Annotated in this window: 10 protein-coding genes; 3 read left to right on the top strand and 7 right to left on the bottom strand. The window is 56.8% G+C overall.

Annotated features, from left to right (window positions below):
• Positions 1-133: 133 nt before the first annotated feature.
• Both D7S86_RS16060 and D7S86_RS29165 read left to right on the top strand, forming a co-directional pair.
• The gene (locus D7S86_RS16060; protein ID WP_147432358.1) at positions 134-4,042 is read left to right on the top strand and encodes a hypothetical protein; all 3,909 of its coding nucleotides are present in this window, start codon (positions 134-136) and stop codon (positions 4,040-4,042) included.
• Between the two features lie 12 nt (positions 4,043-4,054).
• Positions 4,055-6,544, top strand: coding sequence for an SPX domain-containing protein (locus D7S86_RS29165; protein ID WP_147432359.1), 2,490 nt, complete (start codon positions 4,055-4,057; stop codon positions 6,542-6,544).
• A gap of 104 nt (positions 6,545-6,648) precedes the next feature.
• On the opposite strand, the gene D7S86_RS16075 is transcribed toward D7S86_RS29165, so the two are convergent.
• The 7 genes from D7S86_RS16075 to D7S86_RS16105 all read right to left on the bottom strand — a co-directional run bounded on the left by D7S86_RS16075 (position 6,649) and on the right by D7S86_RS16105 (position 13,333).
• Positions 6,649-7,416 carry an enoyl-CoA hydratase/isomerase family protein gene (locus D7S86_RS16075; RefSeq protein ID WP_121087882.1) on the bottom strand — a complete coding sequence of 256 codons (768 nt, stop codon included), beginning with the start codon at positions 7,414-7,416 and terminating at the stop codon, positions 6,649-6,651.
• Positions 7,416-8,648 (bottom strand): CaiB/BaiF CoA transferase family protein, encoded by a 1,233-nt coding sequence (locus D7S86_RS16080; RefSeq protein WP_240648215.1) that lies wholly within the window; start codon positions 8,646-8,648, stop codon positions 7,416-7,418. Before D7S86_RS16080 ends, D7S86_RS16075 begins: the two co-directional genes overlap by 1 nt.
• A 32-nt stretch (positions 8,649-8,680) precedes the next feature.
• Positions 8,681-9,391, bottom strand: a complete 711-nt coding sequence (locus D7S86_RS16085) for an ABC transporter ATP-binding protein (protein WP_121087883.1) — start codon at positions 9,389-9,391, stop codon at positions 8,681-8,683.
• Positions 9,391-10,149 carry an ABC transporter ATP-binding protein gene (locus D7S86_RS16090; RefSeq protein WP_121087884.1) on the bottom strand — a complete coding sequence of 253 codons (759 nt, stop codon included), beginning with the start codon at positions 10,147-10,149 and terminating at the stop codon, positions 9,391-9,393. Before D7S86_RS16090 ends, D7S86_RS16085 begins: the two co-directional genes overlap by 1 nt.
• Positions 10,146-11,102: a branched-chain amino acid ABC transporter permease gene (locus D7S86_RS16095; protein ID WP_121087885.1), complete on the bottom strand. Its 957-nt coding sequence runs from the start codon at positions 11,100-11,102 to the stop codon at positions 10,146-10,148. Before D7S86_RS16095 ends, D7S86_RS16090 begins: the two co-directional genes overlap by 4 nt.
• Positions 11,102-12,007, bottom strand: coding sequence for a branched-chain amino acid ABC transporter permease (locus tag D7S86_RS16100; protein ID WP_121087886.1), 906 nt, complete (start codon positions 12,005-12,007; stop codon positions 11,102-11,104). The genes D7S86_RS16095 and D7S86_RS16100 overlap by 1 nt, the downstream gene beginning before the upstream one ends.
• 72 nt (positions 12,008-12,079) lie before the next feature.
• Positions 12,080-13,333, bottom strand: a complete 1,254-nt coding sequence (locus D7S86_RS16105) for an ABC transporter substrate-binding protein (protein ID WP_240648216.1) — start codon at positions 13,331-13,333, stop codon at positions 12,080-12,082.
• A 248-nt stretch (positions 13,334-13,581) separates the two neighbouring features.
• Here D7S86_RS16105 and D7S86_RS16110 point away from each other — a divergent pair, with 248 nt between their 5' ends.
• Positions 13,582-15,630, top strand: a complete 2,049-nt coding sequence (locus D7S86_RS16110) for a helix-turn-helix domain-containing protein (protein ID WP_158601986.1) — start codon at positions 13,582-13,584, stop codon at positions 15,628-15,630.
• Positions 15,631-15,689: the final 59 nt, after the last annotated feature.

Here is a 15,689-nt window from a genome sequence, read left to right on the forward strand (position 1 = left end):
GGCGAAGCTCACGACTACACAGCGCGTGACGACGCAATCGGCGGGCAGTGTTGACGACGTCATGCGAACTGGGGCAGAGGCGACGCAGACACCCTCGTTCACATCGCATGCCGACGTTTCGAACGATGAAGCGATGTGGGACGATCAACCCGTTGCCGATCGCCCCGCGGCTTCGGCATCCATTACAGTCCCATCCGATTCAGCCGCTACGATGACATCCACGCAAGGCGCCTCGGATACGACTCGCGTTGTATCGACGACGGAAATCTTGTCGCACACCTATGGCATAGAGCACGCGATTACGCGCTCGGCGGGCGCTGTTGCCGACGTGACGCGGACTTGGGCAGGGGCGACGCCGACACCCTCATTCATACCCCTTACCGGCGTTTCGAATGATGAAGAGATGCAAGGCGATCAACCCGTCGCCGATTATCCCGCGGCCTTGGCATCCGCCACGGCCCCATCCGACTTCGCCGCTACGGCGACATCCGCGCAAGGCGCTGCGGATCCGAGTGCGGATATGTACGAGGTTTTGAGAGCGAGGTATCGAGATCTATCGCCCGCGGAAATGTTTACCGATCTGCTCAAGCCAGGCGCCGAGCAACAATCGCAGATGGATTTTATTCATGCGCTTCTTAATGGCGACAATAAAATCGAGGAATCGTTATCGGCATACGATCGAAGTCGAATTATCGAAAATATAGCCGATCAAAGAATTTTTGGATCCGGGGGATTGGAAGGCTATGTGTGCGATTGGACGGTTGATCTACCTGTCGGGAGCGCGCTAACTTTGGGTCAAATTAAGGATGTTAGAAATTCGAAAACGGGCGCGCTCTCGAATATATCTGAAGGCGAGCGAGAAAATATTGGGCGCATTATAGAAAATAAATTTCCGCTTTCTCGATTGGCAAACATGCAAAAAATAAACATCAAGTCCAATGACTATTATGAATTGCATATCGGAGCGAAGGCGGCAATTGATGCGGGTTGGGATCTAGTCTCGATGAGCGAGGCGAGCATCAGGGCGACGGGGCAGGCAGTCGTGGTATTGGGTCTCACAGATAAAGAAATGATTAATTGGGTAGCCGGTGCAATTGAATTTCCCGCCAAATTGGAATTTGTCACGAAAAACAAATTGAAGCAAAGCTATGCGATTACACCCAACGCCGTGATTTCGAGGTTCATGGAGAAAATTCTTGATGCGCAAGATATCAACGATCCGGTAAAAGACGCCGAGAATGCGCTGAATTCCTTCCGTAATTATGAAAGTTTCGCCGACGCAGCGCTCCAAGAGGAAATCCGAAACGGCGAATGCGCGCCGAATTCCGAGAAAAAATGGGCGAGGGGTGGTCAAACGTGCAAACGTCCGGGCTTCAGTGAGCAGGATCGCGTAGTCGTCGATTTGTCAATTGACGCCAGAGCACAGTTTCGGGCTCAGAATGAGGAATTGGTTAAAAAATTAGCCATTACCGATACAATTATGTGGGATTACTTTTTTTCCAATGCTCCCGATTTCTACAGAAAGCTAATGGAGGAGGCGGCCATCGAGATGTTGGCGATAGGCAATGCAGAAGAGCCCGCTGTCGCAGAGTTTATGAGTCGTCACGATCTGGTCCTTTTATATTTAACAGTAGGTGGTAAAAATTATTTGTTCGAAATCTTCGCGACCTCTAGGGGATATGAGATAAAAAACGCCAACGAAATGATTCTGCGGGGAAGAAATGTGCGCATTGACAACCAATATCACACCGTAAAAATAACAGGAGATCCCATCTCCGTGCGCGTCAAGCTGAAATTAACTGGCGTCAAATGCCGTGCCGACGATCAGCCTCACGTTTTATCGGAAGCCATCTCCGAATATCGACGGGACAATTTTTTGAAAAAACTCAATGCGATGGGCCCCGATGATCCGGGTAGCGTATGGCAGGCCATCAAAACCTGGTTGCCGTTCTACGGATGTACATCGGAAGGCAGTCGAGAACTGTTAGGCGCGACTATGTGTGCCGCAGATGTGACACTGATTGCGTTGAAGCCGTTAGTCGATGCCGTTGTTTTGGTCGCACGGGTTGGGCAAATTGGAATGATTTTGGCGCGAAAGCAGATTGCGGAAATATCAAAACACGGAATCTGGTCGAATGTGGTTAGGCAAACCGGCTTTCGATTTCTTTATCATGCGAAAGTTGGAAGTCAGATGTTTATGACGAGAGCAACCGCTGGCGCCGCGATGGAAAAATTTTCAAAGGCGAAATATTCTGCGACGTCGCATCAAATATCGGAAAAGGCGTTGCCGTGGTCAAATCTATATAATTTTGCAAAAAAATTGACAAATAAATTTGAGGTGGGCACTTCGAGAATCGCGCAGTATGGATTTACTCCAAGAAAAGTAAGCATCGATGATTTACGCAAAAAAGTTGACGAAATCACGAAAGGCTATGGTGCGGCGGTGGAGATGCCCATATTTATCACGGCATATTCGAAATCGACCGTCGATTCGGTTGCAGTGACCGTTCCAGGTGACATCCGATTCATCGTGAATAAGGGTTCAACCACGGATCGCTTTGATTTTGCTATTGATGTTGACGGTGAGTTGTATCGATTTACGCCGACCGCAGACGATTTATCGAGCGGCTGGATTGATGGCGTCGAATCGGGTGGCGTTCGATATGCCGTTGCGCAGCGCGCGGGGCGCTACGAATTTGCTGCGCTCAATCGTGATCCCGTCAAAATACCTGCCGATTCTGCTAATTATGATCGGCTGCAGGATTATCTTGATTTGTGGACTAGGCCTCACGGCGCTTCTGTGAAGACGGACGTGGTTCTCGATGCTAAGAAAGGCCTTTGGTTCATAAGTGATGAAAGCGAAGCGCACGACTTGCCGTCGAGAGTGCACGCCGCCGTACAGATTAATAATAAATTTTATAATTTCACCTATTTGAAAAATGACGGTTCGAAAGGTTTAATTTCTTCTGTGAATTCTGCTTCACTTATGACTTTTAATGACCCGCTGGCGTTTGTTCAATGGAACGGAAAAACATATGAGCTCATGCGAGGCGCGGATCTTGTCAAGGTGCGAAACTCGATATTGACGGAAGAAATTATTTATCCCCACCGACAATTTTTCGGAAAAATACTCGATGAAAATGTGGTGACGTGGGATGAATCGACGAAAAAAAATTGGCTGCGTTTGGGGGGGGAGTCCGTTCCAGTCAGGAAAGTATCGGAGTCTCCTGAAACGTTTGAAATATATGATTTGGCTAAAGGGGAAGGGAAGGTTTTAGTGAGGAGGGACATGTATTCAAACGAATGGATCGTGGACCCGGATTGGATTGAGAAGCAATATCGTACGGATTGGCTTGATGTTCCACGATCGATCGAGCGATTGGATGTTTCAAAGGAGTTATCGATAGGCGGGCTTCGTAGTGCTCGAACGGAAGATGTGTTGCGGCTCGATCTTCATCGGGCTAAAAAAAATCTTCTCGAAACAAAGAGCGAACTTCGGTCAATATTTGACTCCAATGTAGAGGGTGATCAAGTATTGCTTGATGTGTGTTGTCGGCTTTTTCTGGGTGGCACGTGCGATACGGCTCGTATCAAGGAAATAAAAGACATACTCTTGAAAGATTATGCCAACCTTGAGATCTTGGACATAGATAAAAATATAATCATTCGGAAAGGTTCCAACGATCCGGCGTTAGGTCGCGTCGTTCCGAAGAAGGCGGGTAATCTGGGAGGGCTTGAGTATATACAAAACAAAGCCGATCTTCTGTATCAGGAATTGGGGGAAGACGAATACATCCACGCTTTATCCGCGAGTTTGCTAAAGCAAGCTTCACGTCTCGCTGAACAACGCGAGTCTGAGGATGCAGCTTTGAACTATGTAAATTTGTCGAGTTCGGCGCAACGAAATACACGTATTTCTGCGACTTCCGCCTACGTGAATGAGTGGGCGACGATAGATCTATCGCGCCTTGTGTTACTTGGTCGTCAATATAGCGTGGGCGCCGTGCGCGATCCGATCCTCAGCGCAGAGGTGCGTGCGTAGTTCGCGCGACTCATGCTCGCAGGTAAAAAGAATCCGGCAATTATTAATGAGCTCAAGGCTTCGAACGCCAAATTTGAAGTGAGATTGAGTTCGCTGTTGGATGAAAATGTCAGTATTAGAAATTCCGTTTTAGAAAAAGAAATTAAAATATTGCAAGCCGAAAAAACCGCAAACCCCGCCATGAGCCCCAAGGCGAAGTCGAAAATAACGAACGAAATAAATCGGTTGGAGAGTTTAAAAAATTCCAATACGCGCGATGTCAATTTGGCGGCGGGAGTCGATAAAAAAAGTATTCCGGGATTCTTGTTGGATTTCGGAAAAATATCGCTAAGCGATATCGGTGCGGCGACGTCTTCAGATTCGAACCGCAGTTTGTTGGGAATGTCTGATCTCGTCCTGCAGTCTTATGTGCCGCCTTACGCTGAAGACATTCAGCTGTCAGGGGAAATCGCGAACGGCGCGAGAGATGCCTTTCGGGCAGCAGGGAGTGATGAATTACATAAATCGAAGATTGTTATTGACGTGTCGACGATTGATGCGGTAATTTCATTTCGGGGGCGATATTACGGTATCGATTTAATGTCAAATAATAAAATCGGCTTGATTCGTCAGCCCCGGCAGGTCAATGCCGCACTTAATCGGGGAGTGCTAATTCCTGTTGCTTTTGATGATGGCGATTGGCATGTCATGAGCCGAGCCGAATTTTTTTCGTCGGAATTGGCTGAAAGGACGGAAGGGAGTTACGTCGTTCGAGACAGAGGGAAATTATTAAAGGTGAAAGGAGGGCAACGGCAAGCGAAAATATTCGGATTGACTGCGGAGGATATCGATGATTGGATCGAGCCTCTTGATATGAAGATCGAGGATCGCGCCCAGCTTGATTCCGAAAAGGGAATCTATTCTTTCGCTACCGAGTCGACTCACGAGCTCCCGGGCGATCCATATCATCCCAAATCCATTTCAATTGATGGTCGCTTTTATAAATTTATTCCATTGAAGGATGATTTCACCGCGGGCGTGATCGTGTCGCGCGATGGCGTTTTGGGGGGCTTCGGGTTTTATATTCGTTGGAAAAAAGGGAAATACGTACGTCTGACAGGTCGAGATGCGAATACGATTGAATCGAATGCATTCTTGAGGCGCGCGCTATCTGACTGTCGAGTGGGTGTCGATTCAGATCCGACGAGAATGGATACGGTTTATTTATCCAAAATTCTTGGCGAATATGTTGTTAATATCGAAGGTGAGCTTTATGCCGTGAACCCAGTTGGATCTACGCAAAGGGCAGCGAAGGTAGTTAAGCCGGGGGATACGAAATCTGTCATCGAAATACGGCGGAACAAAACTACGCAAAGATGGGAATTGGTGCCGAGCACCAATAGTCACTTCTGGAGTATGGAAGAGATGTTGACGCTTTGTTTTCCCTCCCGCGTCGTGCGCGCCCCAGTGTTGACGGCGCTCAAGGCAAGGTGCAGCGCCTTCGCCAAAGAATGGATTCCGGGCGTTGCTTCGGTTCTGGAGCAACGAGAGCTTAAAAATAGTCTGATGGACGTCAAGAGAGACCTCGATTTAATGCGATCCGTGATGGTCGGTGTTCTCGAAAATCCCAATATGTCTGCAAAAATTGATCAGTTATTCAGTTTGCTTGTGGGAAAAGTGGAGGGTCAAGCGATCAACGTCAGGATGGAAATAAGGGCGGCATTGGATCAATTGTTCGAGATATCGAATATATTTGACATCGATGCGCACCTTAAATTTGATGAAACTTTGCCCAATACAACGCCATTTCGCTCCCAAGCGCGCGGGCTAGCCGACGGCGCAACGCGGGATGCCGTGATGGCCGCCAATCCGAACGCACTTTTAGCCATTCGTCGTAAGCTCTCTGATCGATCGGATTTTAATCGATATCTACGCTCGACGCTTGTTCATGAATTATCTCATTTAACAAGGGAGCCCACGGTCGATCTGGTTGTATGGGGGAATGAGCGTGCGTATCGGCGTTACGCTATCGACTCGGCCGATTGGCTGAGCGATGGGCGAGTCGATATTTCTGCGTTGGTTTTCAAGGGAATTCAATATGCTGCGGGCGTGGAGCGCAGAAATCCTTTAACGAATGCGGAGACGCTGGCGCTTTTGTCCGATCTTCTGTTTGAAGTGGCTTCCGACCCGAACGTACTCGACGAATACCTGGCAAGATTGCCCGAATTTACGGAAGCGGTCATGAATGAGGTGAGGTCGTATCAGGGGCGTTGCAAGTCGGAGCTGGAAGGTCGGATAAAGGCGACGGAGCGGGAAATACAGAGAATTCAGCCGCCCGCTGGGGAGGCGCCATCCGAAGAAGTCGCTGCGCTACTTCAGGAGCATCAGGCATCGATCGACGAAGACCGGGCGGATTTGGCCAATTTTTCAATCCAGGTCGTGCTTAAAAATGGCTTGCCGCGTAGTAAATTACCGTCCTTTGTGGTGCGGTTGCGATCGCCCGTGTTGATGGACCCGCATTAGCCGCGATAGTCGCATTGCGGCGCACCTCGTAGCGGGAGTATCACGGGTCGTACCCGCTGACCAACGCGAAGGCAGACATTCGCCCCTAAGATTCCGACGTCCTTTTAGTCCGGCTTGGCGCGTTCACGCGAAGCAAACCGGCTGAGCCCTTCGCGCGCTTCGTCGCTTGTAAAAGCACGTTGTCCAAGCACGGCTTCGCGCGCAAATGCTTCGTCGAACGGCAAATGCCCAAGCGTCAGCGCCGCCTCCTTGATCACCTGGACGGCGACACGACCTTTCTTCGCGATCCCGCGCGCATATGCCAGTGCCACGCCAGCGAGTTCGTCGGGCGGCACCACGCGATTCAGCAAGCCCATCTCGGCCAGCCTCCGCGCCGGAAAACGTTCGGCCGTCAACATCAGCTCCATGGCGAATGCATAGGGAATCTGACGCACGAGCCGTACGAGCGTGCCGCCTGCGGGCGTGAAACCCAGCGACGCCTCGGGCAGTGCGAACACCGCCGACTCCGACGCGATACGAATATCGGCGGCCAGCATGATTTCGAATCCGCCGCCCATGCAAAGCCCGTTGATCGCCGCGACCACGGGCTTATAGAACCCCGGCTGCTTGATATGCGCGCCATCCCATTCGGAGATATCGAAGCGTCCTTCGGCGAGCGCCGGAATCGACTCGTTGAGATCGGCGCCCACGCAGAATGCTCGATCGCCGTTCGCACCGAGCAGAATCACGCGCACCCGCGGATCGTCATTCGCGCTGACAAAACACCGTGCCAGATCGTCGTACATGGCGAGCGTCAGTGCATTGAGCTTTTCAGGTCGATCGAAGCGAATATGCGCGATGCCATCCGCATCGACGGTGTATGAAATGCCCATCAGATCACTCCGTCAGCCACGTAGCGCGCGTAGTCCGACGCGGCGACTTGCAACCATCCCTTGAGCACGACTTCGTTATGCTCGCCGAACCCCGGCGCGCTGCCCACCGCGCGCACGGGTGTGCCCGACAGTTTCATCGGACTTCCGAACGCCTTCACCTGCTGTCCGTCGACCTCGGTCTGAACGAACATCTCGCGCGCCTGCAGATGCGGATCGTCGACCACCTCGGCAATCGTCTTGATCGGCGTCATCGGAATCGTGTCGCCGGCCATCGCTTCGAGTTCGGCCTTGGTATGCCGTGCGCACCAGTCCTGCACGATCGGCTTCACGCGACGCGCATAGATCTGCGGATCGAAGCGCTTTTCCATCGTATCGATCTCGGGATCGTCGATCAGCGACGGCTCGCCGAAAATCTTGCAGGCTTCACGCCAGAACTTGTCGGTGTAGGCACCGAAGAAAACGAATCCATCCTTGCACGCGTACTGACCATAGGGACGCACGAACGGATGATCGTTGCCGAGCGGCGCACCGACTTCTCCGGCGACCGTGTAGTTGACCACGGCATGTTCGGTCAACGTCACGACCGAGTCTTGCTGCGCCACGTCGACCCATTGACCTTCGCCCGTGTTGCGCGCGTGAATCACGGCCGAGAGCGCAGCGATCGCCGCATAGAACGACGCCGACAGATCGCCGATGATGGTGCCCACGCGCAGTGGCGGCTGTCCCTTCTCTCCGTTGATCGACCACAGCCCGCCTGTCGACTGCGCACTGTTGTCATAGGCAGGGCGGCGCGAATTGGGTCCCGTTTGTCCGAAGCCGCTGATCGAGACATAGATCAAACGTGGATTGCATGACTTGAGCGTTTCGTAACCGAGTCCCATGCGCTCCATCGTGCCGGGCCGGAAATTTTCAACCAGCATATCGGCCTTGCCCACAAGCTCACGCAATAGCTCGCGCCCTTGTTCCGACTTCAGATCCAGACTCACACCGAGCTTATGGCGGTTGTATTGCGCGAAAAACGCGCTGGCGCGGCCGTTATCGCCCTGTACGAACGGCGGAAACGTGCGCACGTAATCGGGCTCGGCCGGATTCTCGACCTTGATCACCGTCGCACCCAGATCGGCCAGCATCATCGTGCAGTAGGGACCGGCGACCACGCGCGTCACGTCGATCACCACCAATCCGCGCAAGGGACCCTCGCCGAGCGGCAACTGCATCGTTTCATCAATCACTTGTCTTTCTCCGTTCAATCCATCGACGGCGGTCAGCCGTGATGCGAGGCACTGGGTTCAGGCTCGCTTGCCCGAACCGCACCCCCTGTTTCTTCTCGAACCGCGCCGCGTTCGATATGCAGCGTGCGGCTCTGTACCGCATCGAGCAGCGACGCATTCGATTCCGTGACGATCACGCAGAGTTGCGGATGCGACACCCGCAAGGCGCGCAGCGCATCGCCGTACTGGCGGGCAAGCGCGGGCGCGAGTCCCTGAAAAGGTTCATCGAGGAGCACGAAGCGCACGCCCACCATCAAGGCACGGGCCAGCGCGACGATCTTTCCCTGACCGCCCGATAGCGCGGCACCCGAACGCGCGAGCATCGGTTCGAGTTGCGGCAGGCTGACCAGCACGGCGTCGATACGCTGACGAATCTCGTGACGTGGTACGCGCAATACCTCGCAGGGCAGCACGATGTTCTGCATCACGCTCAGCGTGGGCAACAGCACGCGATCCTCGGGCGCATAACCAAAACCATCGGCCGCGCGCCGGTGCGCAGGTTTGCGCGTGATGTCCTCGCCATCGAGCAGCAGGCGTCCCGTGCGCGCGGGGGCCAGCCCCATGATCGAGCGCAGCAGCGTGGTCTTGCCCGCACCGTTACGACCGACGACCGCCACGGTCTGGCCCGCTTCGAGTTGGAGATCGACATGGCGCAAGACCGTATGTCCCGCGAGGTCGACATGCATCGATTCAATGCGCAGCATCAGTGTTCTCCCAGCACGTCACGCCGCACGCGCGGATCGGCGAACACCTGTGCCGGCGTCCCGTCGGCGGCAATGCGGCCGTCGATCCAAGCCGCCACGCGCGTGGCATAGCGCCGCACGATCTCGACGTCGTGCTCGACGAACCAGCTCGTGACGCGACGCTGTTCGAGCGCGCGCATCAAGGTCTGCATGACCCCGTGCTTGTCTTCCGACGACACGCCGCTCGTGGGCTCGTCCATGATCACGAGCTTGGGTTCGAGCATCAGCGCGATGCCGACATCGAGCAGCTTGCGCCGGCCCTCGGGCAACACCGTCGCGAGATCGTTCGCATGCGGTGCGAGCTCGACGAGTTCGAGCATGGCGTCGACCGCGCGTTGATCCGCGCAAGACGACAGCGACTGCCATCGCGAGAGTCGTGCGCGACGGCTCGCCGATGCGAGTTCGAGGCACTCGCGCACGGTGTGATCGAGAAACAACTGCGGCAACTGAAACGAACGGCCCACGCCGAGCCGAGCGATTTGTCGCGGCCCCTTGCGCGTGATGTCGGCGCCTTCGAGCCATACCGTGCCGCTGTCCGCTTTCATATAGCCGGTGCAGATATTGATAAACGTCGTCTTGCCCGCGCCGTTCGCACCGATCACCGCGAGATGCTCGCCTCGGGCAAGGGAAAAATCGATCCCGTCGGCAGCCGCGATTCCGCCGAAATGCAGCGTGAGTTTTTCGGTGCGCAACAGTTCGTTGGGGTTCGCCAGGCTCATCGTGCCTCCCGCGGCAAGGTTGCCTTGACGTTGCGTTTGCGCCAGCCGACGAGGCCCTGCGGCGCAAACAAAATCACGGCGATCAGCGTGATGCCGAGCAGGCTCTGCCAGGCATCGGTCAGATAGATCGCCGCGGCCTGCTTGATCAGTTCAAAGACGGCCGCGCCGAGAAACGCGCCGATCGCATGGGCCGAGCCGCCCAGAATCACGATGAACACGTACTCGCCCGAACGAATCCAGTAGCCGCTTTCGGGGGTGACGAGACTCTGCACGAGCGTCAGCAACGCGCCGGCCAGTCCGACCAGCGCGGCCGACAACACATAGCCTTGCGCGAACACGGCGCGTGCCGACACGCCGATATATTCGAGCCGTGTCTCGTTGGTGCGAATCGCGGCCATGATCTGCCCTGACGCCGACTCGAAATAGCGCTGCACGGCCCCGGTCAGGATCACGGCCAGCACGAGCGCGACGCCCACCATCGTCAACTCGAACGGACCGCGCTCCATCGCAATGCCCAGCAGCGACGGCCGCTCGAAACGCAAGCCGTCCGTGCCGCCCGTCACGCCATAGAGCTTGCCCGCGAGCGAGAACACCACCATCGACAAGCCGAGGTTCAACATGCCGAAGAAGATGCCGCGATAACGCGTCACGAACGCGGCGATCACCGCACCGATCACGACACTCACGATCACGCCGACCGCGATCGCGACGACACCGTCGATGCCCGGGAATGTCCGTATCGTGAAGGCCGTCGCGTAGCCGCCGATCGCCGCATACATCGCATGACCGAACGACACCTGACCCGCGCGCATCAGCACCATCAAGCCCAACGCGGCGAGCCCGAAGCACACGAACGTGATGATCGGAACACGCGCCCACGGCCACGCTGCGCCGATGCCGAACATCAGCAATGCGGCCAGGATGCCGATTGTTCGAAATATCGATTTGGGCATCAGATCCTCCGTGCCGCGGTGGCGGAGAACAGGCCATTGGGCTTGATCAGCAGCACCAGAACCATCATCAAATAGGGCATCACGACTTCGAGTTCAGGCACGGTATAGACGGCCATCGACCGCGCGACCCCGATCAGAATCGCGGCGATCAGCGCCCCCGTGATTTGCCCGAGGCCCGCGGTGGCCACGACCGCGAACGAGGTAACGATCATTTCGGCGCCGAGGCCCGGCACGAACGATGTCGTCGGCACGGACAACGCGCCGCCGAGCGCGCCCAGCGCACCGGCAAGCGCGAATGTCAGCGTGCCGACGCGCGCGGCATGAATACCCAGTGCGGTGGCCACTTCACGGTTGTGAATCACGGCGACGATCTGCCGACCCGCGATCGAGTGTCGCAGCAGGATCTGCAGTGCCCCATAGATCACCAATGCGACGCCGGGAATCAACCACAACTGGTAATTCATAAACGTCACGCCCAGCAGATCGGTCGTGCCGAGGCGCGATGCGAGATCGCCCGCATTGACTGGCGTCGCGCCCCAGATCATGCGCTGTACGTCTTCAAGCACCATGAACGCGGCGAACGTCACGAGCAGTTGCAAGACCGGATCGCGGTCGGCGAAGAACCGCAACAAACCCCGTTCGAGCAATGCGCCAAGGCATCCGCCCACGACCGCCGCCGTCACGAACAGCGACGCCACGAGCACGAACGTCGACGACGTATGCGGCATCAACACGGTCAACAGTGTCGCCGCGCTGTAGCCGCCGAATGCATACAGGCTTCCGTGGGCCACGTTGATGATGCCGAAGACCCCGCAGATCAGCGTCAGGCCGAGCGAGATCAGAAACAGCAGACCCGCATACGACAGTCCGTCGACGACGGCGAGCGGAAGAAGAGAGAGTTCCATATGCGCTTGATGCTTGGTTCGTGCCTTGTTCGTGCTTTATCCGTCACGGATGCGTGCGTCGCCGCGATTCGTTCAATCGCCGACGTGCTTGATCTCGCTGTTTTGAATCAGCGCGGGTTTGAGCGTCTTGACCCACTCGGCGGATTTCTGGCCGACGGGCGGCGCAACGATATCGGCCGGATAGAACAGCAGATGACGGGCAATCGGGAACGGCTGCGACGGATCCTTGACGGTGACGCCCAGCAATTGGCCTTCCAGCGCTTGTCCGTCTTCACGAATATGGATCGGTCGCGACAGGCCGCGATAGTCGAGCTTGTGCAGCGTGTCGGCCACTTGATCGGTGGTCGGCCACTGTCCGTGGTTCGCGGCAATGGCTTGCTTGTACGCGCTCGTCAGCGCCTTGAGCGCCTGGATCATGTGATAGACGGCGAAGTTCGGATACGCACCCGTGCGCGCCTTGAACTTCTTCACAAATGCGCTGGCTTCGGGATCGTTCGCGAATTCCGGGTCGGCGAAATAACCATCTCCGACAAAGCCTACGATCACGCCCGGCGGTACGGCGTCGCCGAGCCGTTCAAGCGACGAGTCGGCAAGCGGCAGCACGAACTGCGACGACTTGAGCAGGCCGCGTTGCGACGCCTGACGCAGGAAGGTATCGAGATCGCCGCCCCATGCGGTCGACAGCACGACGTCGGGGTGCAGCGCCTGGATGCGCGTGACCTCGGTCGAGAAATCCGATGCGCCGAACTTCGGGAACAGCTCGGCGACGACCTTGACGTCGGGTTTGAGCGCGAGCAGCGTGTTGCGGAAGATCTCCCACGAATCGTGGCCCCACGCATAGTCCTGATTCACGACGGCAATCGTCTTGAAGTCGGGCTTGACCTTGAGCAGTTCGAGCACGGCGGCGACCATCTCCATCGTCGCATTCGGATCCGTGCGAAACACATATTTGTAGGGGCGCTCTTCGAGCGTTTTTTCCGTCGAGCATTCCCACAGGATATTGATGACCTTGAGGTCTTCGGCGACCGGCGCAAGCGTGTTGCAATACCCGCTTGAAATGGCCGACACCATGACTTTCTCGCCGGGTTCCTGCGCAATACGTCGGTACTCCGATAGAAATTTATCGGCGCCTTGTCCCTCGTCGATCCATGTCGGGCTGAGTTTCGTGCCGTTGATGCCGCCCGCCGCGTTGAATTCTTCGATCCACATGTCGGCCGCGACCTTGGCGGGCGCGCCGAGCGCCGAAGCGGGGCCGGTCATAAACGTGCTCATGCCGAGTTTGAGTTCGGTCGGCGCTTGAGGCTGGGCAAGGGCGGCGGTAGTCACGGCGAACAATGCTGTTCCCCATGCCACGAATCGGGCAAGCGAGTTCACGGGTTGTCTCCTGTTATGTCTCGCTGTTAATGTGCGAGTGCATGAATCATGTCGATCGCGTCCGCAATCTCCTATGGCGTATCCGCACATCGGATCGGCTGCCTTATAGGGGGTTCGTACATGTGGGGCGTCGCGACGACGTCTGCATCAGGGTTTGCACTAAGCTTTGCCGCCATAGAGCGCGCGCCAGGAGACGTGTTGTGACTACATCGGAATCGGTTGCCGGCCGCGATCCCCGCTTGCTTGAAGACACGCATGCGGATGCTTCGCCGCTCGTGCCCAGTCGCTTGCAATCCGAATTGCTCGCGATGCTTCAGCGCAATGCGAGCACGCTTGAGTTCGACGACATGCTCGAACGCGTCGAGGCGACGGTTCACGATGCGGCGCAGCGTTCTTTGCTGGCGGGCAGCATTCGCGCGGCGGCGGCGATTCGCGAGCAGCAAGCGCTTCAGCAGCGGCGCGAGCGCGGTCTGGTGGTCGTGCTTGAAAGTGCGCAGGACTTGACCTCGATTCGCGATCTCGATCTCGTGTTGCAGGCCATCGTGCGGCGCGCGCGGCAAATCTTCGCGTCCGATATCGGATACCTGACGAGCTTCGATCGAGTTCGCAACGACTTCTATATCCGCGCCACGGAAGGCGCGATTTCAGAGCGCTTCAAGAATGTGCGCGTGCCGCCCGATCACGGCATCTGCGGTCACGTGCTCAAGTACAAGACCCCGTATCACAGCACCGACTACCTTGCCGATCATGGATTCGCGCACGAGCAGGGCATCGATCTGGCGATCAAGGACGAGGGTGTGCAATCGTTGCTGGGTGCGCCGCTGATGGTGGGCAATCTCTGCATCGGCATGCTCTGCATTTGCGACCGGCAGGTGCGCAGCCATGCGCCGTGGGAAGTGGCGATGCTGTCGACGCTCGCGGCACAGGCCGCGGTCGCGATCGAAAACGCGCGTTTGTTTCAGGAAGCCCAGGTGGCCTTGCAGCGCGCCAGCGAGGCGAACGAATCGTTGCATCAACAGGCCAACGAGATCGAGACCGCGGCCGAAGCACACGAACATATGACGCGACTCGTCGCGCGCGGCAGCGGCGTGGTCGATATTCTCAACGTGGCCGCGACCATGCTCGGCGGCCATATCGTGTTGCTCGACGAGGCCGAACAACCGACTCAGCGCGCGAGCGCGAGTCGCGCGGATCAAGCCGATGCGTTGAACGATTTGCTGAGTCGCACCGACGTGCAGGATCGCGTGCATCGCGCATTGACCGAGGGCCGGCGCTCGGGACGCTCCTATGAAATCGACGGCGATACCGGACGCCGCTTGCGCGTGGCGGCGCTGATGGGCGGCGATCGCTTGCTCGGCGCGATGTTGATCCTCACGGACCGCGCGATGAGCGCAACCGAGATCCGCACGTTCGAGCGCGGCGCGCTGGTCGCGGGCGTCGTGCTGCTTTCGCAGGAGCGCAGCGAGCGCGAGGTCAGCGGCGAATCGGCCGCGGCGATTCGTGCGCTCGTGAGTTGGCAGCAGGAACCCTTTGCGATGCTTCAACTGCGGACCCAGCCGCTCGGGCTCGATCTCGAACAACCGTTGCGCATGATCGTACTCAGCGTCAAGGATATCGATATCGAATACGCGCTGCGGCGCATGCGTGCGTCGATTGCGCGCGGTACGCTGTTCGAGGCCTGCGAGGGGTTTATCGTCGCGATCTGTCCCGAGCCGGGATTCGAGGCGTTGAACGCGGCATTGCAAAGCACATTGCTCGCCGATACGCGGCTTGCCGTGGTCGGGGTCACGTCGGAATCGATGTCGCAGATCGAGGCGCTGCCCGATTGTTTTCGCGCGCTCAAGCGCGGCATCGATATCCTGCGCGCGCTGGGCCGCTCGCAGCAGGTGCTGCCCGAGGCCATGTTGTCGATGTACTCGTTATTGTTCGAACACCGGCAGGCGTCCGATGTAGCGGGATTTATCGAGTCCACGATCGGTGAAGTGATTCTGTACGACGCGCGGCGCGGCACCGATCTGACCGGCACGTTGCTCGCGTATCTCGATCATGCGCAGAATGCCAAAGCCACCGCCGACGCGTTGCAGATCCATGTCAACACACTCCGGCAGCGGCTCGAATCGATCGATCCACTGTTGAAGGACTGGCGGCTTAGCGGGCGCTTTCTCGAAGTTCACGTGGCCCTGCGCATGCAGATGCTGCGCGACAGCGTCCAGTTCGGCAACGCGTCGCGTGGAGCTGCGGAGCGTTAGGGGGTGCCGTCTTTTGCGACACCGTCGCCGCTCGCTCGCATTGACATACCGCGCGAGTC

Source organism: Pararobbsia silviterrae, assembly GCF_003628125.1.
Taxonomy (GTDB): Bacteria; Pseudomonadota; Gammaproteobacteria; order Burkholderiales; family Burkholderiaceae; genus Pararobbsia; species Pararobbsia silviterrae.